The sequence below is a fragment of the Streptomyces sp. cg40 genome (assembly GCF_050320165.1).
In the GTDB taxonomy this organism is placed as follows: Bacteria; Actinomycetota; Actinomycetes; order Streptomycetales; family Streptomycetaceae; genus Streptomyces; species Streptomyces hokutonensis.
The window spans coordinates 8917522-8939283 of sequence record NZ_CP190128.1 but is presented as its reverse complement, the minus strand read 5'-3'; the positions used below and the strand labels follow the sequence as shown (position 1 = coordinate 8939283).

19 protein-coding genes and 1 pseudogene are annotated in these 21762 nt (G+C 70.9%); 12 read left to right on the top strand and 8 right to left on the bottom strand.

The features are described 5' to 3' along the window. Window positions 1-25 precede the first annotated feature (25 nt). Together ACQHII_RS40360 and ACQHII_RS40355 are read right to left on the bottom strand one after the other, a co-directional pair. Window positions 26-358 (bottom strand): DUF190 domain-containing protein, encoded by a 333-nt coding sequence (locus ACQHII_RS40360; protein WP_427923888.1) that lies wholly within the window; start codon window positions 356-358, stop codon window positions 26-28. Between the two features lie 64 nt (window positions 359-422). After that, on the bottom strand, window positions 423-1307 hold the full coding sequence (locus ACQHII_RS40355) for an alpha/beta fold hydrolase (RefSeq protein WP_427923887.1): 885 nt from the start codon (window positions 1305-1307) through the stop codon (window positions 423-425). Window positions 1308-1426: 119 nt separating this feature from the next. On the opposite strand from ACQHII_RS40355, the pseudogene ACQHII_RS40350 reads away from it, so the two are divergent. Further along, window positions 1427-3482 (top strand): annotated as a pseudogene (locus ACQHII_RS40350) (BTAD domain-containing putative transcriptional regulator). Between the two features lie 13 nt (window positions 3483-3495). On the opposite strand, the gene ACQHII_RS40345 reads toward ACQHII_RS40350, so the two are convergent. Then, window positions 3496-5454, bottom strand: a complete 1959-nt coding sequence (locus tag ACQHII_RS40345; RefSeq protein WP_427923886.1) for a hypothetical protein — start codon at window positions 5452-5454, stop codon at window positions 3496-3498. Between the two features lie 193 nt (window positions 5455-5647). Between ACQHII_RS40345 and ACQHII_RS40340 the strand changes: the two genes are divergently transcribed. From ACQHII_RS40340 to ACQHII_RS40320, 5 genes are all read left to right on the top strand, one after another. Further along, the gene (locus tag ACQHII_RS40340; RefSeq protein WP_427923885.1) at window positions 5648-6643 is read left to right on the top strand and encodes a LacI family DNA-binding transcriptional regulator; all 996 of its coding nucleotides are present in this window, start codon (window positions 5648-5650) and stop codon (window positions 6641-6643) included. Between the two features lie 384 nt (window positions 6644-7027). Continuing rightward, window positions 7028-7441, top strand: a complete 414-nt coding sequence (locus tag ACQHII_RS40335; protein ID WP_427923884.1) for a CoA-binding protein — start codon at window positions 7028-7030, stop codon at window positions 7439-7441. Between the two features lie 166 nt (window positions 7442-7607). Continuing rightward, a complete protein-coding gene (locus ACQHII_RS40330; protein ID WP_427923883.1) occupies window positions 7608-9245 on the top strand; it encodes an APC family permease in 1638 nt (545 codons plus the stop codon). Window positions 9246-9332: 87 nt separating this feature from the next. Continuing rightward, window positions 9333-9758 carry a hypothetical protein gene (locus ACQHII_RS40325; protein ID WP_427923882.1) on the top strand — a complete coding sequence of 142 codons (426 nt, stop codon included), beginning with the start codon at window positions 9333-9335 and terminating at the stop codon, window positions 9756-9758. Window positions 9759-9837: 79 nt separating this feature from the next. Further along, the gene (locus tag ACQHII_RS40320) at window positions 9838-11058 is read left to right on the top strand and encodes a 4-hydroxybenzoate 3-monooxygenase (RefSeq protein WP_427923881.1); all 1221 of its coding nucleotides are present in this window, start codon (window positions 9838-9840) and stop codon (window positions 11056-11058) included. A 7-nt stretch (window positions 11059-11065) separates the two neighbouring features. Here the strand turns inward: ACQHII_RS40320 and ACQHII_RS40315 are convergent, their stop codons facing one another. Continuing rightward, entirely contained in the window at window positions 11066-11413 is a 348-nt protein-coding gene (locus ACQHII_RS40315; protein ID WP_427923880.1) for an ArsR/SmtB family transcription factor, read from the bottom strand. Between the two features lie 71 nt (window positions 11414-11484). Here ACQHII_RS40315 and ACQHII_RS40310 point away from each other — a divergent pair, with 71 nt between their 5' ends. Then, window positions 11485-12519, top strand: a complete 1035-nt coding sequence (locus tag ACQHII_RS40310; protein ID WP_427923879.1) for a cation diffusion facilitator family transporter — start codon at window positions 11485-11487, stop codon at window positions 12517-12519. A gap of 2 nt (window positions 12520-12521) precedes the next feature. Here ACQHII_RS40310 and ACQHII_RS40305 read toward each other — a convergent pair whose 3' ends face one another. Then, window positions 12522-13079, bottom strand: coding sequence for a YbaK/EbsC family protein (locus ACQHII_RS40305; protein ID WP_427923878.1), 558 nt, complete (start codon window positions 13077-13079; stop codon window positions 12522-12524). Window positions 13080-13110: 31 nt separating this feature from the next. Then, the gene (locus ACQHII_RS40300; RefSeq protein ID WP_427923877.1) at window positions 13111-13695 is read right to left on the bottom strand and encodes an XRE family transcriptional regulator; all 585 of its coding nucleotides are present in this window, start codon (window positions 13693-13695) and stop codon (window positions 13111-13113) included. Between the two features lie 116 nt (window positions 13696-13811). Between ACQHII_RS40300 and ACQHII_RS40295 the strand changes: the two genes are divergently transcribed. Beyond that, complete coding sequence (locus tag ACQHII_RS40295) at window positions 13812-14669, top strand: EamA family transporter (protein ID WP_427923876.1); 858 nt, start codon at window positions 13812-13814, stop codon at window positions 14667-14669. Window positions 14670-14718: 49 nt separating this feature from the next. Here ACQHII_RS40295 and ACQHII_RS40290 read toward each other — a convergent pair whose 3' ends face one another. Further along, window positions 14719-15516, bottom strand: coding sequence for an acyltransferase (locus tag ACQHII_RS40290; protein ID WP_427923875.1), 798 nt, complete (start codon window positions 15514-15516; stop codon window positions 14719-14721). A 108-nt stretch (window positions 15517-15624) separates the two neighbouring features. Here ACQHII_RS40290 and ACQHII_RS40285 point away from each other — a divergent pair, with 108 nt between their 5' ends. Continuing rightward, a complete protein-coding gene (locus ACQHII_RS40285; protein WP_427923874.1) occupies window positions 15625-16152 on the top strand; it encodes a gamma carbonic anhydrase family protein in 528 nt (175 codons plus the stop codon). Window positions 16153-16236: 84 nt separating this feature from the next. Here ACQHII_RS40285 and ACQHII_RS40280 read toward each other — a convergent pair whose 3' ends face one another. After that, the gene (locus ACQHII_RS40280; RefSeq protein WP_427923873.1) at window positions 16237-16881 is read right to left on the bottom strand and encodes a DedA family protein; all 645 of its coding nucleotides are present in this window, start codon (window positions 16879-16881) and stop codon (window positions 16237-16239) included. A 218-nt stretch (window positions 16882-17099) separates the two neighbouring features. Here ACQHII_RS40280 and ACQHII_RS40275 point away from each other — a divergent pair, with 218 nt between their 5' ends. Genes ACQHII_RS40275 through ACQHII_RS40265 form a run of 3 tightly spaced genes read left to right on the top strand, consistent with a single transcriptional unit; the run spans window position 17100 to window position 21739 of the window. Then, window positions 17100-18809: an ABC transporter ATP-binding protein gene (locus ACQHII_RS40275; protein WP_427923872.1), complete on the top strand. Its 1710-nt coding sequence runs from the start codon at window positions 17100-17102 to the stop codon at window positions 18807-18809. Beyond that, window positions 18806-20614 carry an ABC transporter ATP-binding protein gene (locus ACQHII_RS40270; RefSeq protein WP_427923871.1) on the top strand — a complete coding sequence of 603 codons (1809 nt, stop codon included), beginning with the start codon at window positions 18806-18808 and terminating at the stop codon, window positions 20612-20614. The genes ACQHII_RS40275 and ACQHII_RS40270 overlap by 4 nt, the downstream gene beginning before the upstream one ends. Before the next feature lie 48 nt (window positions 20615-20662). Then, window positions 20663-21739 carry an iron-siderophore ABC transporter substrate-binding protein gene (locus ACQHII_RS40265; protein WP_427923870.1) on the top strand — a complete coding sequence of 359 codons (1077 nt, stop codon included), beginning with the start codon at window positions 20663-20665 and terminating at the stop codon, window positions 21737-21739. The last annotated feature ends 23 nt before the right edge of the window (window positions 21740-21762 follow it).

Below are 21762 nucleotides of genomic sequence, written 5' to 3'. Positions count from 1 at the left end.
TCTCTTCCGGCCGGAGTCGCGGGGGTCATGCAGGCCTGTCCGGCACATGGATCCGTACCTGGTCCAGGGTCGCGACGGCCGCCGTCTCGGCCAGCAGGTCGGCCACGCACGGCAGGAACGAACGCAGCCGTCGCTCGTCGTCCACGATGATCACCAGGCAGGGCCCGTGATCGCGGAGATGCCGGGCCCTGGTCCCGCCCGCGCCGAACCCCGTCACACCGTGGAAGACGCTCGCTCCGGCGAGGCCCTCGCGGTGGGCGCGGTGCACGAGTTCGGCGTAGGCCGGCCTGTGGTGCCAGAGCGCGGAAGCGTCGAGGTGGACGGTGAGACGGGCGGCGAGCGGGTCGGGCGCGGGCATCGGGCACCCCCTGCCGTGGGGACTGTCCCGACGGTACTGCGCGGTCCGGCAAGGGGGAACGCGGTCAGCGGGCGAGCAGGTCCCGGAGTGCCTTGGCCACGTCGGCGGGTGCCTCCTCCGCCATGAAGTGGCCGCAGGTCACGGTGGAGTGCCGCAGGTCAGGCGCCCAGTCGCGCCACAGCGCCGCCGCGTCGAAGCCGAGGGCGGCGCCCCAGTCCTGCTGGAGCACGGTGACCGGCATCCGCAGGTGGTTTCCGGCGTCCCGGTCGGCCCGGTCGTGGGCGAGGTCGACGCCGGCCGAGGCTCGGTAGTCGGCGACGATGGAAGGGACCGCGGCGCGGCAGGCGTCCAGGTAGGCGGTGCGGACGTCGGCGGGGATCGCCTGCGGGTCGTTGGTCCAGAGGTCGAGGAAGTGGCCGAAGAACGCGTCGGGCGCGGCGGCGATCAACTCCTCGGGCAGGCCCGGGGGTTGGGCCATCAGGTAGAGGTGGAAGCCGACGGCGGCGGTGACGCCGTGCATCACGTCCCACATGTCGAGGGTGGGGAGTACGTCGAGACAGGCGAGGTGGGTCACGGTGTCCGGGTGGTCGAGTCCGGCGCGGAAGGCGACGAGGGCGCCGCGGTCGTGACCGGCGAGGGCGAAGCGCTCGTGTCCCAGGGCGTGGGCCAGGTTCACGATGTCGTCGGCCATGGTGCGCTTGGCGTAGCCGTCACCGGACCCGTCGGTCTCGGCGGGCTTGTCGCTCGCGCCGTAGCCGCGCAGGTCGGGGCAGATCACGGTGTGGTCGGCCGCGAGGTCGGCGGCGACATGGCGCCACATGAGGTGGGTCTGCGGGAAGCCGTGCAGCAGCACGACCGGGCTGCCGGAACCGGACACGGCCGCGTTCAGGGACACGCCGTCCGCGACGGGAACGCGGTGGTAGGTGAAGCCGGGGATGGTCGGTGGCATGGTGCGCCCTGCTTTCGTCTGTGCTGTCGTTGCTGTCTTCGAGCGTGCCGCCCGCCGATGAGCAACGGGTGAGCGCGCTACCGTGACCTGGGGCGATGCCCCGGAAAGGGTGGTCGGTGATGGAGATCGCGTTCGGGGTGCTGGGGCCGGTGACGGCCTGGGACGGTGCCGGGAACGTGATCGCCCTGCGGGGGCCGCGACACCGGGCGGTGCTGGCCCGGCTGCTCGTGGCCCGGCGCCGGGTCGTCCCGGTCGGGCGGCTGGTCGAGGATCTGTGGGCGGGCCGGGAGGAGCCGCCCGCCGACGCGGTGGGCGCGGTGCGCACGTTCGTCGCCGCCCTGCGCCGGGCCCTGGAACCGGAGCGCCCACCGCGCGCACCGGCCCAGTTGCTGGTCACCGAAGGCCCGGGCTACGCGCTGCGGGCCGCACCGGAGGCCGTGGACGCCTGGCGCTTCGAGCGGGCGGTGACCGCCGCCGGAACCCTGCCGGCGGAACGGGCACTGACCCACCTGGAGGAGGCCCTCGGCTGGTGGCGCGGACCGGCCTACGCCGACTTCGACGCGGAGACCTGGGCCCGCACGGAACGCTCCCGCCTCGCCGAGCTGCGCCTGCACGCCGTCGAACGCCGCGCCGAGTCCCAACTCACCCTGGGCCGGGCCGCGGAGGCGGTGCCGGACCTGGACGCGCATACGGCCGAACACCCCTGGCGCGAGAACGCCTGGCGACTGCTGGCACTGTCCCTGTACCGCACCGGCCGCCAGGGCGACGCCCTCGCGGTACTGCGCCGCGCGCACCCTCCTGGTGGAACAACTCGGCGCGGACCCGGGGCCGGCCCTGCGCCGGCTGGAGGCGGACATCCTGGAGCATGCTCCGCACCTCGACACCGGGCCCGGCAGTCCGCGGGAACGGGCACAGGCACAGGCACAGGCAGCAAACGGCCCACACGAACAAGGCCACTCGCCAGCGGACAGCGGTCCCGCGGACCAAGTGTGGGCAGCCGCCACCGCCGCCTACGACCGGACCGTGGCGGCCGGTGCCCGGGTGCGGCTGGAGTCGGCCGTGGGGCTGTTGCGGGATCTCGCGGTGACCGGTGGGGGCGGGCTGGAGGCGGCCCGTGGGCATCGGCTCGCGGCGATCGCGGCAGCGGCCGAGCTGGGCGATCCGGAGCTCACCGCGCGGGTGATCGGCGCCTACGACGTCCCGGCGATCTGGACCCGTGTAGACGATCCCCGGCTGGCGGCGGAGACCGTGGCCGCCGCCGAGCGCACCCTTGCCGCGCTCCCGCCGGACGCCCAACTCGCGGTGCGGGCCCGCCTGTTGGCCACGATCGCTCAGGAGTCACGCGGTACGCGTTCCGCGCGCGGGCCCCAGGCCGCCCGCCAGGCGGAAGGCATCGCCCGCCGGCTCAACGACCCCGCGCTGCTGGCCTTCGCCCTCAACGGGGTGTTCATGCAGACCTTCGAGCGCGCCGGCCTCGCCCCGCAACGGGACGCAATCGGCGCCGAGTTGGTCGCCCTGTCCGCCCGGCACGGCCTCGTCACCCACGAAGTGCTCGGCCATCTCGTCCGGCTCCAGGCTCGTAGCGCCCTCGCCGACTTCGGCGGAGCGGACCGGCACGCGGCCGCCGCCGAGCAGCTGGCGGAGCGTCATGAACTGCCGCTGGTGGGCGTGTTCACCCAGTGGTACCGGGTGGTGCGGATCGCCGAGAGCGGGAGTGCGCGGCCGGAGGACGTGGAGGCTGCCTACCAGGACGCGGCGCTGCGGCTGGACGGAGCCGGAATGCCCGGGCTGGAGCACGGGCTGCTGCCGCTGGCCCTGCTGTGTCTGCGGGTGCGGAACGGGCGGCCCGCGCAGACCGACGAACCCGTCGACTGGGGTCCGTACGAACCGTGGGCCCGGCCGCTCGTGGCGCTGGCCCAGGGGCGGCCCAACGACGCCCGGGCCGCGCTGCGTTCCCTCCCGGAGCCGCCGCGCGACCTGCTGTTCGAGGCACTGTGGTGCCTGGCCGCGCGGGCGGCGATCGGCGTGGGCGACCGGGACATGATGGAGCGTGCACACGCCGAACTGACGCCCGCCGCAGCCGAGTTGGCCGGGGCGGGCAGTGGCCTGGTCGCCCTGGGCCCCGTCGCGCGGTATCTCGACGATCTCGCCGGCGCGCTACGGGGCCCTCGGTGAGCGGGAGTTCGCGTCAGCCGCCGACCTGCACGACCGCCGTCGCCCCGGCCCGGACGGTCGGCGTCGCGTAGGTGTAGGTCACGCCGTGGACCGTCTTCACGCGCACGTGCTGTGCGACGCCGTTGACCTCGATCTTCTTGTGGACGCCGGGGAAGCGGGCCTCCCAACTGTAGGAGTCCTTGCGGGAGTTGTTCGTGAGCGTGGTCTTCGTGGCGCCGTCGTGCCGCACGGTGACCGTGTCCGTGCCGATGGGGACGTCCGCCGCCTGGAGCCACTTCATTCCGGTCGGCAGCTGGGACTGGGTGGTCACCTTGTGGTCCGGCGCGTCCGGTGTGATGCCCATCAGGCCCTGGATGGTCTGGCTGACCAGCGTGAACGACACCTCGGGGTAGTCGCCGTCGGGGCCCTGGCTGGAGTTGACGTGCTGGGTCTCGCGCTCGCCGTAGATCTTCTGCATCCACTGCCAGGCGGTGTCGGGGCGGTTGTTCTTGAAGAACATGTCGGGCAGGTAGGTCGTCGACTCGATGTTGGGTGAGCCCTGCGGTCCCAGTTCCTGCTGCTGGATGTAGTCGAGGTAGGCGTTGTTGCGCGCGCCGGGGTCGATGATCTGCTTCATAGGCATGAAGACGCTGTTCTCCTTGCCCCAGCCGGTGACCGGGGTGCCGGAGACGGTGTAGGCGCGGACCATGTCGGCGCCGCTGCCGGTGCCGCTCCAGGTGTCGTTGAAGTACGTCTTCAGGTCGGCGGCCTTCTTGTCGTAGGACTTCGCCAGCTTGGTGTCGCCCTTGCCACGGGCGAGCACGGCCATCGCCAGGTAAGCCTGGTACTCGGTGGCGATGGTGTCGCCGGCCTCGGCGAGGTCGTCGCCGTCCTGTTCGTTGTAGCTGGCGGCGCCGGCGAAGATGCCCTGGCCGGTGCCCTCGGCGACCTTGACCTTGCCGTTGTCCTTGGCGGAGTTGTGCAGGTCGATGAACTGCTCGGTGGCGTGGCGGTAGAAGTCCCACAGCACCGGGTCGTCCACGTATCTGCGGTCGCCGGTCCAGAGGTAGGCCTGGGCTGCCTTCTCGACGAGTTCGAAGGTGGCCGGCACCTCGCGGACGAATTTGTCCGGGCTCTTGTAGTCGATGCTCAGGTACGTCTTCGCGTCGAAGTTGAGGGACCAGACCGGGAAGTACTTGCTCTCGGCGGTGGCCGACGCCGCGTACGAGCGGAGCATCGTCTCGTTCTCGGTGTCGAGGCCGATGAGGTGGGCGCCGACGAGCTGGTGGGTCATGTCGCGGGAGTAGTAGGCGCTGCGGTTGGCGTATCCGGCCCAGTAGGTGGGCTCGTACGTCGCGGTTCCGGTGCCGCCGGTCTGGTGCTCGTCGACGTTGACCGGGCCCACCGTGCCGGGCAGTTGGACCCAGCTGTTGGCCTTCTTCTGCGCCCAGGCGAACATCTCGACCACCGAGGGGTCGGACGAGGTGACCTTGGGGTCGGCGGGCGCGGCGGGCGAGATCATCAGGTCGTCGGCGTTGACCCAGGAGGTGCCGGAGCCGAATTCGATCTGGAGCCGGTCGCCGGTCCTCAGCCTGACGTCGCTGATGGTGTAGCGGGCGTAGCCGGGGTGCTGCGGCAAGGTGATGGTCCCCACGGTCACGCCGTTGCGCCGGACCGTGTACGTGCCGCCGGTGCCCGCGCTGCCGATCCACGCGGAGAAGTCGTAACTCCCGTCGCGGGGCGCGACGACGGTCGTCTGGCCGCTCTTGCCGGCGCCGGAGTCGAGGTAGAGGAAGCGCTGGCCGCCGTGTCTGTTGCCGGTGCCGACGCCGGCGCCCGGGGTGAAGGTCCAGCCCACGCCGCCGTTCTCGAACCCGGGGTCGGGAATGGCGAGTTGGGGGCGGGGAGCGGCGGACGCGGTGGCCGACAGAGCGGGCGCCATCGGTGCGAGCAGGGCAACAGCGGTGAGCAGCATGAGCCTTGAGGGCTTCATCGGGTCTCCCGGGTCTTCGGTCACTGCGGGATGGGCGCCGCGTGGTGGCCGGAAAGCTAGCAGGGGCCGAAGTGGCGGTTCAATGGTCATGCGCAAGAAACGTGGAAGACACGCAGTTTCGCTGCTATGTTGCGCGGGAGGTTGGACTGAAAGTTTTCAGTCGACTGCTGCAAGTTGGGGTGGAGGGAACCGTATGAAGGTCGGCATCACCGAAGTCGCGGACCGGGCGCAGGTGAGCGAGGCCACGGTCAGCCGGGTCATCAACCGGCGCCAGGGCGTATCGCGCAGGACCCGCGAGGCCGTCGAGCAGGCGATGGCCGACCTCGGCTACGAGCGGCAGACGCGGGGGCAACTCGTCGCGGTGGTAACCGAGTTGGTCTCCAACCCGTTCTTCGCCGATGTCGCCGAACGGATCGAGTCGGTGCTCGCCCCGCACGGTCTGAAGACGGTGCTGTGCCCGTGCTTCCCGGGCGGGGTCCAGGAGTTGGACTTCGTGACCTCCCTCGCCGACCGGGGTGTGGCCGCCGTGGTCTTCCTCTCGGCCAGCAACACGATCGAGGGCGCGGATCCGCAGGCGTACGAACTCCTGCGCTCGCGCCGGATCCCGTTCGTGGGGATCAACGGCCGCTTCGAGGGCGTGAGCGAGGCGCCGGTCTTCTCCACGGACGATCTGCTGGCCGCCGAACTCGCGGTGGACCACCTGTACCGGCTCGGCCACCGCCGTATCGGCATGGCCTCGGGGCCGGTCGGCAACCGGCCGGCCGACCGGCGGGTCAGCGGGTTCGTCGCCTCGCTCGCCAAGCGCGGGGTCCAGGACGCGGAGCAGTGGGTGGTCCGGCAGTCGTACACCGTGGAGGGCGGCCAGTCCGCCGCGATCTCGCTGCTCGGCCGGGGCGCGACGGCGATCGTCGCCGCCAGCGACTACATGGCGCTGGGCGCGATCCGCGGCGCGCGCCGGCAGGGGTACGACGTCCCGGGCGATGTGTCGGTGGTCGGCTACGACGGCTCCATGATCATGGACTTCGTCGACCCGCCGCTCACCACGGTCCGCCAGCCGGCCGACCGGCTGGCCTCGGAGGCGGGCCGCAGTGTCCTCGCCCTGGTCGGCAACCGTGACGTCCCCGTCGGCGAGCTCCTCTTCGACCCCGAGCTGGTGATCCGCGCGAGCACGGCGGCGCCGAAAGCCTGAACTCCCTTGCTCGTCAAGACCATTGAGGGGCTAGGTCTCGGTCCAGGTCCGTGTTTCTTGGGGTGGTGCTCGCGCTGCTCGTGGGCGGCGGAGGACCCGTCGCCCGCCGTGGTCGCGGCGCTGCGGCACGCGAAGAAGGTCGATCACGGCCGACCGGTCAGAATCGCCTTCTCCAAGGGGACCTGCCAGCTCTACCCGGGGCGGGCCGAGACGCGTGAGCTGTATGCCTCCATCGCCTTCACGGGCAGCACGGGATCGAGATCGCCCACAACCACCACGACAGCTGCCTCGACACCTCGGTGGTCTCGCACTGAGGGAATCCCCGCCCGCCGTGCGCCGTTGTGTCACGCGTCAGACTCCGCACGCACATCAAGGAGGCCGAGCGTGTACGGCGACTCAGCAACGGTCCGCAAGATCCTCACCGAGTCCGGTGACACCTGGGCGGTCGTGGGCCTGTCCTCGAACCGGTCCCGCGCGGCGTACGGCGTGGCGGAGGTGCTCCAGCGCTTCGGCAAGCGCGTCGTCCCCGTCCATCCGAAGGCGGAGACGGTGCACGGCGAGCAGGGGTACGCCTCGCTCGCGGACGTCCCCTTCGAGGTCGACGTCGTCGACGTGTTCGTCAACAGCGACCTCGCCGGGGCGGTCGCGGACGAGGCGGTCACCAAGGGCGCGAAGGCCGTCTGGTTCCAGCTGGGCGTGATCGACGAGACCGCGTACGAGCGGACCCGGGCAGCGGGTCTGGAGATGGTGATGGACCGCTGCCCGGCGATCGAGATACCGCGGCTCGGCCGCGGCTGAGGCGGACAGAGTAAGAAGGCCCTGTAAGAAGCCTGTGGGCATGTCAAAGAAGCCCTCGAAGGCAAGTCAAATTTCAGGCAACGGACTTCTGTAAGTGTTCATTCATTCCTAGCCTGAGGCCTCCCGTCCGTTAAGCATGCGTGCTGACTTCGAGAGGCCTCTTGACATGGTGAGTGTTGACCAGTCCGTCCCGGAGGCCACCAGGGATCCGAGCGGCTTGCGGAGGGATGTCGGCCTGATCGGGCTGACATGGGCGTCGGTCGGCTCGATCATCGGCTCCGGGTGGCTGTACGGCGCACACGACGCGGTCATCCAGGCCGGTCCCTCGGCGATCATCTCGTGGGTGATCGGCGCGGTCGCGATCGTGCTGCTGGCGCTGGTGCACGCCGAACTCGGCGGCATGTTCCCGGTGGCGGGCGGTACGGCCCGCTACCCGCACTACGCGTTCGGCGGACTCGCCGGGATGTCGTTCGGCTGGTTCTCCTGGCTTCAGGCCGCGACCGTGGCGCCGATCGAGGTCGAGGCCATGATCGGCTACGCCGGTCACTGGAAGTGGGCGCAGCATTTCCAGCACGCCGACAAGACCCTGACCACCAGCGGTCTGCTGGTGGCGATCGTGCTCATGGCGGTCTTCGTCGCCGTGAACTTCTTCGGCGTACGGGTGCTCGCGCACACCAACAGCGCCGCGACCTGGTGGAAGATAGCCGTCCCACTGGGCGCGATCTTCATCGTCGCCGCGAGCAACTTCCACCCCGCCAACTTCCATTCGGAGGGCTTCGCGCCCTTCGGCGCCAAGGGCGTCCTCACCGCGATCAGCACCAGCGGCATCATCTTCGCTCTGCTCGGCTTCGAGCAGGCCATCCAGCTGGCGGGCGAGAGCCGCAACCCGAAGCGGGACCTGCCGCGCGCCACGCTCGGCTCGGTCGCGATCGGTGCCGTCATCTACGTCCTGCTCCAGGTGGTGTTCATCGCCGCACTGCCGCACAGCACCTTCGCCAACGGCTGGGGCCACCTCGCGTTCAAGGGCGACAGCGGCCCGTGGGCCGGCCTCGCGACTCTGCTCGGCCTCAGCTGGCTGGCCTGGATCCTCTACCTGGACGCGATCATCTCCCCCGGCGGCACCGGCCTGATCTACACCACGGCCACCTCCCGCGTCTCCTACGGCCTGGCGAAGAACGGCTACGCCCCCAAGCTCTTCACGAAGACCGACGCGCGCGGTGTGCCGTGGTTCGGCCTGATCATGTCCTTCGTGACCGGCGTGATCTGCTTCCTGCCGTTCCCCAGCTGGCACAAGCTGGTCGGTTTCATCACCTCGGCGAGCGTGCTGATGTACGCGGGCGCTCCGCTGGCCTACGGCGTCTTCGCCGACAAACTGCCGCGCCTGGAACGCCCGTACCGACTGCCGGCCGGCAAGCTGATCTCCCCGCTGTCGTTCGTGGTCGCCAACCTGATCATCTACTGGGCGGGCTGGGACACCCTGTGGCGGCTCGGCCTGGCGATCCTGCTCGGCTACCTCCTGCTCGGCGGCTACGCCTACTACGCCCACAGCAACAACCTGCCGGACGCGCCCCGACTGGACTTCAAGGCCGCGCAGTGGCTGCCCGTCTACCTCCTGGGCATGGGCCTGATCTCCTGGCAGGGCGGCTTCGGCGGCCAGGGCAACATCCCGCTGTGGTGGGACATCCTGCTCATCGCCGCCTTCTCCCTAGTCATCTACTACTGGGCCAAGGCGACCTCGTCCACGGTCGAGGACATCGAGCGCAGCATCGACGAGGTCGTGATCACGGACGCGCCCGCGCACTGACCTCCCTCGCCACTGCGGCGAACATCGAACAAGACCCTGAATATCAGGCGGAATTACTCAGAACACAGAACGGGGAACCAGCACACAGTGAAGACCAGAAACCTGCGGACCGCCGCCCTGGCCCTCCTTGCACCGCTACTGACCACTGTCTTCGTCTTCACCGGTACCGGCACCGCGTTCGCGTCGGCGCATGAGTGCTCGACTCACCAGGTGACGACTGAGGAGTCGAACATGGTGTGCCTCGAAGTGAAGGGAACCGGCCGGACCGTCAGTTCAATCTACGGGCGCTTCATGGGGATTTCGGGCAAGCCGAAGTTGACGCTGTACATCAATGGGAAGCTGGCCTCCAGCAAGAAGTCGCCGAAGACCGAAGACGACTATGGCGTCTACTTCCCCGCGAAGTTCAACAAGAAGTACGCCAACGGGACCACCATGCGGCTCTGCCTGAGCGAGGTCACCGGCGACATCGCCGCCAAGAGCCTCTGCACCACCCCCATCAAGATCCACTCCTGATCCGACTTCCCCGCGATCCGAACCGGCCCCCGTCCCGGCGGCCGGTTTCGGGTTGTCCGGACACCGTCATACTGGGCCGGTGACTTCTGCCTCCCCCCACCCCAACTCGCCCTCCGCTCCCCGCTTTCCGGTCGTCGTCGTGGGCGCGGGACCCGCCGGGCTCACCGTCGGCTGCATCCTGCGCGCGGCCGGAGTCGACTGTCTGGTCCTGGAGACCGAGACCAGGGAGTTCATCGAACAGCGGCCCCGGGCCGGGGTCATCGAGGAGTGGGCCGTCCGCGGCCTTGAGCAACGCGGCCTCGCCCAGAACCTGTTGGAACGGGCACAGCGGCACACCCAGTGCGAGTTCCGCTTCGGCGGGCAGCGGCACCGGTTCTCCTACACGGAGTTGACGGGGCATCACCACTACGTCTATCCGCAGCCGTTGCTGGTGACGGACCTGGTGCGGGAGTACGCGGACGTGCGCGGCGGCGAGATCCGCTTCGGCGTGCGGGACGTCGAGCTGCACGACCTGGACACCGACCGTCCGGCGGTGTCGTACACCGACGAGACCGGTCAACGGCAGCTCGTGCACGGGGACTTCGTCGCGGGCTGCGACGGTGCGCGCGGGGTGAGCCGGGCCGCGATACCCCCGGAGCGGGCCCGCGTCGCGCGGCACGACTACGGCATAGGCTGGCTCGCGCTGCTCGCCGAGGCGCCGCCGTCCTCGGACTGCGTCCTGTTCGGCGTTCATCCGCGCGGCTTCGCCGGGCACATGGCGCGCAGCCCCGAGGTCACCCGCTACTACCTGGAGTGCCCGCCCGGCGACGACCCCGCCAACTGGTCGGACGACCGCGTCTGGTCGGAGTTGCAGCACCGGCTCGCCGCGACCGGCGCCCCGCCGCTGACCGAGGGCCGGCTGATCGAGAAGCGCGTGCTCGACATGCACAACTACGTTGTCGAACCGATGGTGTTCGGCCGGCTCCATCTCGCGGGCGACGCGGCCCACCTCACCGCGCCCATCGCCGCGAAGGGCATGAACCTCGCCCTGCACGACGCCTTCCTGCTCGGCGACGCGCTCGTCGCCCACCTCACGAGGGGCGAATCGGCGGGCCTGGGCGGCTACTCCGAGGCCTGTCTGGGCCGGGTCTGGGAGTACCAGGAGTTCTCCCGCTGGCTCTCCGAGGTGTACCACGGCGCCTCGTCCGGCGACCCGTACCTCGCGGGCACCACCCTCGCGCGACTGCGCCGGGTCTTCCAATCCCCTTCCGCCGGGCTCGCGTTCGCGGAGTCGTACCTCGGCAAGGACCCGGCCGGCTGACGGACCGTCAGTCGTGCGGCGGGCGGTCGCTCACCCGGTGGTCCGCCACGTTCAACGCCTCGTCGACGAGCCGTCGCAGATGACCGTCGCTCAACGCGTAGATCACCCGGCGGCCCTCCTTCCGCGTGGTCACCAGGCCCCCGAGACGCAGCCGCGCCAGGTGCCGGCCGACGGCCGGGCGGGCCGCGTCGCACGCCTCCGTGAGCGTGGTGACGTCAGCCTCGCCCGCCGCCAGGGCATGGAGGAGGGTCAGGCGGGTGCGGTCGCCGAGCAGGGCCAGGAGTTCGGCGGCCAGCGCGAACTGTTCCTCGCCCGGGGTGCGCGGATGCGCATCGTGCGCAGGCGATAGGTGCATGCGTGCACCCATACGCACATAATGGTTCTGTGGGCGCCGTACGTCCACCCACGCACCGGAAGGGGACGCACGTGAGCGACCAGCACCACCACACCCATGATCACGAGCACCATCATCACCACTCCCCCAAGGGCATCCGACACCTCCTCACCCCCCACTCCCACGAGACCGCCGACAAGCTCGACTCCGCCCTGGAGTCCTCGGCCCGCGGGATGCGCGCGCTCTGGGTGTCGCTCGCGGTGCTCGGTGCGACGTCCCTGGCGCAAGCGGTCGTAGTGGTCGTCTCCGGGTCGGTCGCGCTGCTCGGCGACACCGTGCACAACGCGGCGGACGCGCTGACCGCCGTACCGCTGGGCATCGCGTTCGTGCTCGGCCGCCGCGCGGCGACCCGGCGCTTCACCTACGGCTACGGCCGGGCCGAGGACCTGGCCGGGATCGCGATCGTGCTGACGATCGCCGCGTCGGCGGCCTTCGCGGCCTGGGCGGCGGTGGACCGGCTGCTCGATCCACGGCCGGTCACGCATGTCATGGCGGTCGCCGGGGCCGCGCTGGCCGGTTTCGTCGGCAACGAGTGGGTGGCCAGGTACCGGATCCGGGTCGGGCGGGAGATCGGGTCGGCCGCGCTGGTCGCCGACGGACTGCACGCCCGTACCGACGGGTTCACCTCTCTGGCCGTGCTGATCGGCGCCGGCGGTTCGGCGCTGGGGTGGCAACTCGCCGATCCGCTCGTGGGGTTGGCGATCACCGCCGCCATCGCGCTGGTGCTGCGGGACGCGGCGCGCGAGGTGTTCCGGCGGGTGATGGACGCCGTGGATCCCGAACTCGTGGACCGGGCCGAGCACGCCGTCCGGGAGGTCGAAGGGGTGCGTGGGGTGGGCGAGTTGCGGCTGCGCTGGATCGGGCACCGGCTGCGCGCCGAGGTGGCGGTGGTCGTGGACGGGGAGGCGACGGTACGGCAGGCCCACGCCGTCGCCGTGGCGGCGGAACACGCGCTGCTGCACGCGGTGCCGAGGCTCACCGCGGCTCTGGTGCACGCCGACCCGGCACCGGTGCCGGGCGAGGCCGACCCGCACGGGGAGTTGGCCCACCACCACAGCATGGCCTGAGGTCAGGCGACCCCTAGACCTTCGAGTACGACCGCGCCCGGAATCTCCGCGAACGCCTTGCCGGGGACGAGGAGTTTGCCGCGGCGGCGTCCGCTGCCGACCAGGACGTACGGGAGGTCGACGACGGCGGAGTCCACCAACACCGGCCAGTCGGCGGGGAGTCCGATGGGTGTGATGCCGCCGTACTCCATGCCGCTCTCGCCGGTCGCCGTGTCCATGGAGGCGAACGAGGCCTTGCGGGCGCCTAGTTGGCGGCGGACCAGGCCGTTGACGTCGGCGCGGGTGGTGGACAGGACCACGCAGGCGGCCAGTGTGGTCTCGCCGCCGCGCTTCCCGGCGACGACCACGCAGTTCGCGGACTGCTCCAGCAGCTCCCGGCCGTAGTGCTCGACGAAGGTGGCGGTGTCGGCCCACTCCGGGTCGGTGTCGACGTAGACGATCTGCTCGGCGGGGACGCTGCCGTGCCAGCCGCGCACTGCCTCGGCGACCGGGCGGATCAGTTCGCCGAGGCAGTCGGGGGCCGGGGTGGCGTGGTCGAAGTGTCCGATGGGTGCGCGCATGACGGCACGCTAACAGTCGTGCGGCGGCCGTTCACGGGGCGTCCCGGTGCACCGGCGGGACGGACACCGCCATCACCATCTCCATCGGTACCTCGCCCCGATTCCCGTATGTGTGCAGGGTGTTGGCCTCGAAGGTGGCGCTCGCGCCGGCCGGGACGAGGTGGTCCTCGCCGTCCACGGTGAGGGTCAGTTCGCCGGCGGTGACATGGACGAGTTCGACGGTGCCGGTGGGGTGCGGCTCGGAGGGGCTGCTCTCCCCCGGCATCAGCCGCCAGTCCCACATCTCCAGCGGTCCGGGCGCCTCGGTGCCGGCGAGGAGGCGGTTGTAGCTGCCGGCCTCGGTGTGCCACAGCCGTACCGCCCGGTCGGCAGGGACGATGCGGACCTTCGGGCCCTGTTCGTAGTCGAGCAGGGTGGTGATGCTGACCCCGAGGGCGTCGCCGATCTTGACGACCGTACCGATGCTGGGATTGGTGCGGGCCTGCTCGATCTGGATGAGCATGCCCCGGCTGACGGCGGCCCGCGCGGCCAGTACGTCCAGGGTGAAGCCGCGCACCGAGCGCCAGTGCTTGACGTTGCGCGCCAGGGACTGGTTCAGCAGGTCGAGGTCCGACACGTTCCGTCCATACCTTCAGTTCGATTTAGTTCAATATCATGGATGACAGAGTTCACTTTGCTGAACTACGGTGTGATGCACCCGATTGTTCACCGAACTGTACTGCGAGGCACCCCGTGACAGCATTCTTCGCCCTGGCCACCAGCCTCCTGTGGGGGCTGGCCGACTTCGGCGGAGGTCTGCTGACCCGGAGGTCCCCCGCGCTGACGGTCGTCGTGGTGTCGCAGGGGATCGCGGCGGCCGTGCTCGGCGCGGTCGTGATCGCCACCGGAGGCTGGAGCGAGGCCGGGCCGCGCCTGTGGTTCGCGTTCGCGGCGGGACTGGTGGGGCCGATCGCGCTCCTCTCCTTCTACAAGGCGCTCGCGCTGGGCCCGATGGGCGTCGTCTCACCGCTCGCCACCCTGAGCGTCGCCGTGCCGGTCGGCGTCGGGCTGTTCCTCGGGGAGCGGCCCGGTCTGATGCAGGTGGCGGGGATCGCCGTCGCCGTTACCGGAGTCGTCCTGGCGGGCGGACCGCAGTTGCGCGGTGCGCCCGTGCAGCGGCAGACCATCCTGCTCACGCTGATCGCCGCGCTCGGCTTCGGCACGGTGTTCGCGCTGATCGCGGAGGCGTCCACCACCGTCACCGGCCTGTTCCTCGCCCTGTTCGTGCAGCGGCTGACGAACGTGGCCACGGGTGGGGCCGCGCTCTACGTCTCCGTGCGGCGGGGCGGGATCGCGCTCCCGGAAGGCGGGTTCCGCTGGGGTTCGCTGCCCGCGCTGGCCTTCGTGGGGCTCGCCGATGTCGCGGCCAACGGGACGTACTCGATCGCCGCGCAGCACGGGCCGGTGACCGTTGCTGCGGTGCTCGCCTCGCTCTATCCGGTGGTGACGTCCCTGGCCGCGCGAGGATTCCTGAGTGAGCGGCTGCGGGCTGTGCAGGCCGCGGGGGCGGGGCTCGCGTTGGTGGGGACGTTGCTGCTCGCCACGGGGTGAGCAGCAACGGAGGGTGGGGGCCGGTGCGGGCCTCCGCCCCGGTGCGGGATCAGGCTTCCGCGTCCAGTTCAGCCAGCCGCGCGATCGTGTCGTCGTCGAGTTCGGCGAGCCGCGCCGCGGTCTCCTCGTCCAGGCCCGCCAGCGCGTTCAACTGGTCCGGCGTGACGCCCTCGGGGATCGGCACCGGCGCGGGCGTCCGCAACGGCGGCTGCCAGCCCTCCGCCGGAGTCCAGCGGCGTACGACCCGTGCGGGCGCCCCCGCCACCACGGCGTGGTCGGGCACGGTCCCCCGGACCACCGCGCCGGCCGCCACCACCACGTTCCGGCCGATCCGCGCACCCGGCAGGATCACCGCGCCGGTGCCGATCCAGCAGCCCGGTCCGATCTCGACGGGTTCCATGCGCGGCCACTGCTTGCCGATGGGCTCGTGCGGGTCGTCGTAGGAATGGTTCGTGGAGGTGACGTAGACGTACGGCCCGAAGTAGCAGTCGCTGCCGATGGTGACCGTCGTGTCGGCGATGACGTGACTGCCGCGGCCGAGGACGACTCCGTCGCCCAGCCGCAGGATCGGGTCGGGGCCGAGGTCGAGGTCGGGCATCAGGCCCGCGGTGAGGGTGACCTGTTCGCCGACGATGCAGTGGGCGCCGAGGTGGATCCACGGTTCACCGAAGACGGTGCCGAGCGGGAAGGCGAGGCGGGTGGCCTCGCCGATGGAGCCGAAGCGGAAGCGGCCGGGGTTCTCGGCCGTCACCGAGCCCGTGCGCTGCACCCAGGCCCAGCCTGTGTGGACGGCGCGCTGCGCGAGGTGGCGCGGCCATTTCGAGAACGTGTTCTTGCGCTTGGGCACCCGCTCACGGTACTCAGCGTGAGCCGCACCCATGAGGTCCGGCCGCTGTGATCTTCGCCCCACCGCATGACATACGGTGCGGGTGTCTTCGACGAGAGGGAGAGCACGATGACGCACAAGGCGTTGATCACGGGTATCGGCGGCCGGGAACCGAAGGTCGACGAGTCGGCGTTCGTCGCCCCCACGGCGTCGCTGATCGGGGATGTGACGGTGTCCGCGGGGGCGAGCGTCTGGTACGGCGCCGTGTTGCGCGGTGACGTCGAGCGGATCACCGTCGGGGCGAGCAGCAATATCCAGGACAACTGCACGCTGCACGCCGATCCCGGGTTTCCGGTGACTGTCGGGGAGCGGGTGTCCGTGGGGCACAACGCCGTTGTGCACGGGGCGACCGTCGAGGACGACTGTTTGATCGGGATGGGGGCTACGGTGCTCAACGGGGCGGTGATCGGGGCGGGTTCGCTGGTTGCCGCGCAGGCGTTGGTGCCGCAGGGGATGGTGGTGCCGGCGGGGTCACTGGTCGCGGGGGTGCCGGCGAAGGTGCGGCGGGCACTTACCAGTGAGGAACGGGAAGGGTTGACCCTCAACGGGACCATGTACGCGGAGTTGGCCAAGGCGCATCGCGAAGTGCATCAGTAGACCGGCTGGCGGGTGCGGGTTGGCTGTGGCTGGGCGCGCCCACGCGGCGGAGCCGCATATCAAACACAGCCCCGCGCCCCTTCGTTACTCGCCGGCGTTTGCCGGTGCGGGTTCCTTTTTCTCTGCTGACATCTTCTGGGCCTTGCGCCTCACCATCAGCATGGAGGCCAGGCCCACCAGTACCGCCGCTGCCAGGCCGAAGTACGAGAAACGCTTCAGCCAGTCCTCGGCGACGATGCCTACGTAGTAGACGACTGCCGTCGTGCCGCCTGCCCAGACGACTCCGCCGAGGAGGTTGGCGGTCAGGAACTTCCAGTAGGGCATGTGCAGTACGCCCGCGAGCGGGCCGGCGAAGATGCGGAGCAGGGCGATGAAGCGGCCGAAGAAGACGGCCCACATGCCCCATTTCTCGAACGAGCGCTCAGCGGTGGCCACATGGCCCTCGCTGAAGTGTCTGGGGAACTTGTTGCCGAGCCAGGCGAGCAGGGGGCGTCCGCCCTTGCGGCCGATCGCGTAGCCGATGGAGTCGCCGATCACCGCGCCGAGGCTGGCGCAGGCGCCGAGGACGATCGGGTTGATGCCGGAGTGCTGGGAGGAGAGCAGCGCCGCCGAGACCAGGACGATCTCGCCCGGCAGCGGGATGCCCAGGCTCTCCACCCCGATGACCAGCGCCACCACGGCGTAGACGGCCACCGGGGGAACCGTGTCGAGCCATTCCTGGACGTGCAACGCCGGTCCTCCCGAATTCACGTACTGCCTTGCGTGCGAGCGCCGCGCAAAAGGGCGCGCTCGGGAAGCCTACCGCCCGGCGTCGCGCGTCGACGCCCCGCCGATCGACCGTATCGGAACCGCTCCGTTACCTACTGAGCGGGCAGAAAGGGCTCCCACTTCCTCCAATTCACTTAAGGTAGCCTTGCCTAAGTTGGCCGGTTTCCGGAGGGTGGCTGGTGGGAGCAGGGGAACTGTCGGGGCGGGACGTCCTGACGCGCTCGGTCAAGGGACAGCTACGGCGCGTCGCTCTCGGCTCGGCGCTCGGATGCGTGCACCAACTGGGGGAAGCCCTGGTGCCGGTGCTCATCGGTGTCGTCATCGACCAGGCCGTCGCCGGTCAGGACGCGGGGCGGCTGGCGCTCTGGCTCGGCGTGCTGGCCTTCATGTACGTGACGCTGTCGTGGAGCTTCCGGCTCGGCGCCAAGGCCGGTGAGCGTGGCGCCGAAGAGGCCGCACACACACTGCGGTTGGCGATCGTGGGCCGGGTGCTCGATGCGCGCGGCGGCGCCGAGGAGGGGCGGCTGCCCGGTGAGCTGGCCAATGTCGCCACCGAGGACGCCAAGCGGGTCGGCGCGGTCAACATGGCGCTGATGAGCGGGATTTGGGCGATCGCCGGAGTCGCCGTGAGCGCCGTGGCGCTGCTGCTGATCTCCGTGACGCTCGGGCTCATCGTGTTGCTGGGCACGCCCGTTCTGCTGTGGCTGGGGCATTTGCTGAGCAAGCCGCTGGAGCGGCGGAGCGAGGCCGAGCAGGACCGGGCCGCGCACGCCTCGGGGGTGGCTGCCGACCTGGTGGCCGGGCTGCGGGTGCTGAAGGGGCTGGGCGCGCAGCAGGCGGCCGTCGAGCGGTATCGGCGTACCAGTCGTATCTCCCTTGCCGCCACGCTGCGTTCGGCGCGTGCCGAGTCCTGGCAGACCGGGCTCGTGCTCGCGCTCACGGGTGGGTTCATCGCGCTGATCGCCCTGGTGGGCGGACGGCTCGCTCTCAACGGGTCCCTTACGTTGGGCCAGTTGGTGTCGGCGGTGGGGCTCGCGCTGTTCCTGCTGGGGCCGTTGGAGACGTTCGCGTGGGTCAACGCCGAGCTGGCGCAGGGCCGGGCCTCGGCCGCCCGGGTCGCGGAGGTGCTCGCGACCGGGCCCGCCGTCGTGGACGGCGACGATCCCGTCACCGAGCCCGTGCGCGGCGAACTGCGACTGCGGGGGGTGCGGCTCGGCGGCCTCGACGGCATCGATCTCGACCTGCGCGCCGGGCAGTTGACCGGCATCGCGGTGACGGATCCGGCCGGCGCCGAGGCCCTGCTGCGCTGCCTGGGCCGGGAGACCGACCCCGAGTCGGGCTCCGTCGAGCTGGACGGTGTGCCGCTGACCCGGCTGGATCCGACGGCACTTCGGGCGGCGGTGCTGGTCGCTGCCCACGACGCGGCCCTGTTCGAGGGCTCGTTGGCGGAGAACGTGACGCCGGAGGAGGAGTCGGCGAGCGAGGAGGCTGCGCTCCGCACCGAGCACGCCATGGCCGCCGCCCGTGCCGATGAGGTTGCCGAGTCGCTGCCGTACGGCGCCTCCACCGGGGTCGGTGAGGGCGGCCGGTCCCTGTCGGGCGGGCAGCGTCAACGCGTCCTGCTGGCAAGGGCGTTGGGGGCCGGGTCGCCGGTCCTGGTGGTGCACGATCCGACGACCGCCGTGGACACGGTGACCGAGGCCCGGATCGCGGAGGGGCTGCGCGAGTACCGGCAGGGCCGGACCACGATCGTCGTGACCAACAGTCCGGCACTTCTCGCCGTCACCGACCACGTGATCCTCCTCGACGCCGGCCGGGTCGGCGCCGAGGGCACCCACGCGGACCTGGTGCGGACCGACGCGACCTACCGGACGGCGGTGCTGGCATGACGACGGAAGACATACGGACGGACACGGCAGACACCTCGACGGCCTCCGACCGCGCTCTGCTCCCCACCGCCACGCCCGCCCGTACCCGTGCCGCGGTCCGTGAACTCCTGCGTCCGCAGCGGGGGTTGGCCTTCGCAGGGTTCGGGCTGATGGTGGTCGCCACGGCCGTGGGACTGCTCACCCAGCCGCTGCTGGGCCACATCGTCGACGTGGTCACCGAGCGCCGCTCCACCGACGCGCTCACCCTGCCCGTGGTCGCGCTCGCCGGGGTCGCCGTCGTTCAAGGCGTGACCACCGCACTCGGCATGTCGCTGGTGTCCCGGCTCGGGGAGACAGCGCTCGCGCGGCTGCGTGAACTGTTCGTCGAGCGGGCGCTGTCGCTGCCCCTCGACCGGATCGAGAAGGCCGGGTCCGGTGACCTCAACTCCCGTGTGACGCGCGATGTTTCACGGGTCGCGGACGCGGTGCGCGGCGCGCTGCCCGAACTGGCGCGGTCCGCGCTGTCGATAGTGCTGACCTTGGGCGCGCTCGCCCTGCTGGACTGGCGCTTCCTCCTCGCCGCGCTGATCGCCGTGCCCGTGCAGGCACACACCGCCCGCTGGTATGTGCGCAACGCCGTTCCCCTGTACGCCAAGGAACGCATCGCGACCGGTACCCAGCAGCAGCAGTTGCTGGACACCATCGGCGGGGCGCGGACGGTGCGGGCGTACCGCTTGCAGCAGGGGCACACCCGGCAGGTCACCGAACGCTCGCGCGCCGCCGTGGAGTTGACGATGAGAGGGGTGCGGCTGATGCTGCGCTTCTACAGTCGGCTGCACATCGCGGAGTATCTGGGGCTGTCCGCCGTCCTGGTCACCGGGTTCCTGCTGGTGCGCGACGGTTCCGCCTCGGTCGGTACGGCGACCGCCGCCGCGCTGTACTTCCACAGTCTCTTCGGGCCGGTCAACACCGCGCTGGTGCTGCTGGACGACGCCCAGTCGGCAACGGCCGGACTGGCACGGCTCGTTGGGGTCGTGGACGAACCCGCGCCGGTGGCCGCCGCGCGCGCTGACGACCGTACGACCGCGGCCGGACCCCCGTCTGTGACGCTGACCGGTGTCTCGCACGCGTACGTGCCGGGCCGCCCGGTGCTGCACGACGTCGACCTGGAGATCCGGCCCAAGGAGCGGGTCGCGCTGGTCGGGACGACCGGTGCGGGCAAGACGACGCTCGCCAAACTGGTCGCGGGGCTGCACCGCCCGAAGGCGGGCCGGATCGACGTCGGCGGCGAAGAGCCGGACGAGGCCGGGCAGTTGGTCGGGCTCGTCACGCAGGAGGTCCATGTCTTCGCCGGGCCGCTCGTCGACGATCTGCGACTGGCCCGCCCCGACGCGCACATCGAGGAACTGCGCGAGGCGCTCGAAACGGTGGGCGCTCTCGGCTGGGCCGAGGCGCTGCCGGAGGGCCTGGGCACGGTCGTGGGCGACGGCGGTCACCGACTGACCGCCGACCGCGCCCAGCAACTCGCCCTGGCCCGCCTGCTGTTGGCCGACCCGCCGGTCGTCGTGCTCGACGAGGCGACGGCGGAGGCGGGCAGTTCGGGCGCCCGTCAGCTCGACGAGGCCGCCGAACAGGCCCTGCGCGGCCGTACCGCGCTGGTCGTGGCACACCGGCTGAGCCAGGCCGCCTCCGCGGACCGGGTGGTCGTCCTCAGCGCCGGCCGGGTCGTGGAGAACGGCACGCACGACGAACTCCTCGCCGCCCGGGGCCAGTACGCCGCTCTCTGGCAGGCCTGGTCCGACAGCCGCTCCGCCGACACCCCCTGAACCTGTCACCCCCCGCCGACCCATCGCGACGAACAGAAGGATCATCCGATGCCCCGCGCCACCAGAGCCTCCCGGCTGTCCGGCCTGCTCGCCTCCGTACTCCTGCTGGCCGTCACGGCGGTGGGCTGCGGTTCCTCCGACTCCGGTTCCGATTCGTCCTCTTCGGAGACGGCGGGTTCGGAGGCGAAGGTCTCCGCCGACGCGTTCCCCGTGACGATCGCCCACAAGTTCGGCAGTACGACGATCAAGTCCGAGCCCAAGCGGATCGTCACCGTCGGCCTCACCGACCAGGACGCCGTCCTCGCCCTGGGCAAGGTGCCCGTCGGCACGACCGAGTGGCTCGGCGGCTACAAGGGCGCCATCGGCCCGTGGGCCGCGGACAAGCTGGGCAGTTCGCCCGCGCCGACCGTCCTCAAGGACACCGGCACCGGCCCGCAGGTGGAGAAGATCGCCGCCCTCAAGCCCGATCTGATCCTCGCCGTCTACTCGGGCCTGACCAAGGCCCAGTACCAGAGCCTGTCGCAGTTCGCGCCGGTCGTCGCCCAGCCGAAGGCGTACAACGACTACGGCGTGCCGTGGCAGCAGCAGACCGAGGAGATCGGCCAGGCCCTCGGCAAGTCGGCCGAGGCCAAGACCCTGGTGGCGGGCGTCGAGGCCAAGTTCGACGCGGCCAAGAAGGCCAACCCCGCCTTCGCCGGCGCCTCGGCCGTCATGGCCACCCCGTACGAGGGCGTCTTCGTCTACGGCAGCCAGGACCCGCGCTCCCGCCTCCTGTCCGACCTGGGCTTCTCGCTCCCGAAGGACCTCGACAAGGTCATCGGCGACACGTTCGGCGCCAACATCAGCAAGGAGCGCTACGACCTGCTCGACCAGAAGGTCGCCGTGTGGATCGTGCCGGACACCACCACGGCCGTCACCAAGCTGCACGACGACAAGATCTACGGCGACCTGAACGTGGTGAAGCAGGGCCGCGAGGTCTTCATCAAGGAGACCAGTGACTACGGCAACGCGGTATCCCTCTCCACCGTGTTGAGCATCCCCTACGTCCTCGACCGGCTGGTGCCGCAGCTCGCGGCGGCGGTGGACGGCAAGACGTCGACGAAGGTGGAGCAGCCCGCCTCCTGACACAACTGAAGGGGGGCCGGCCC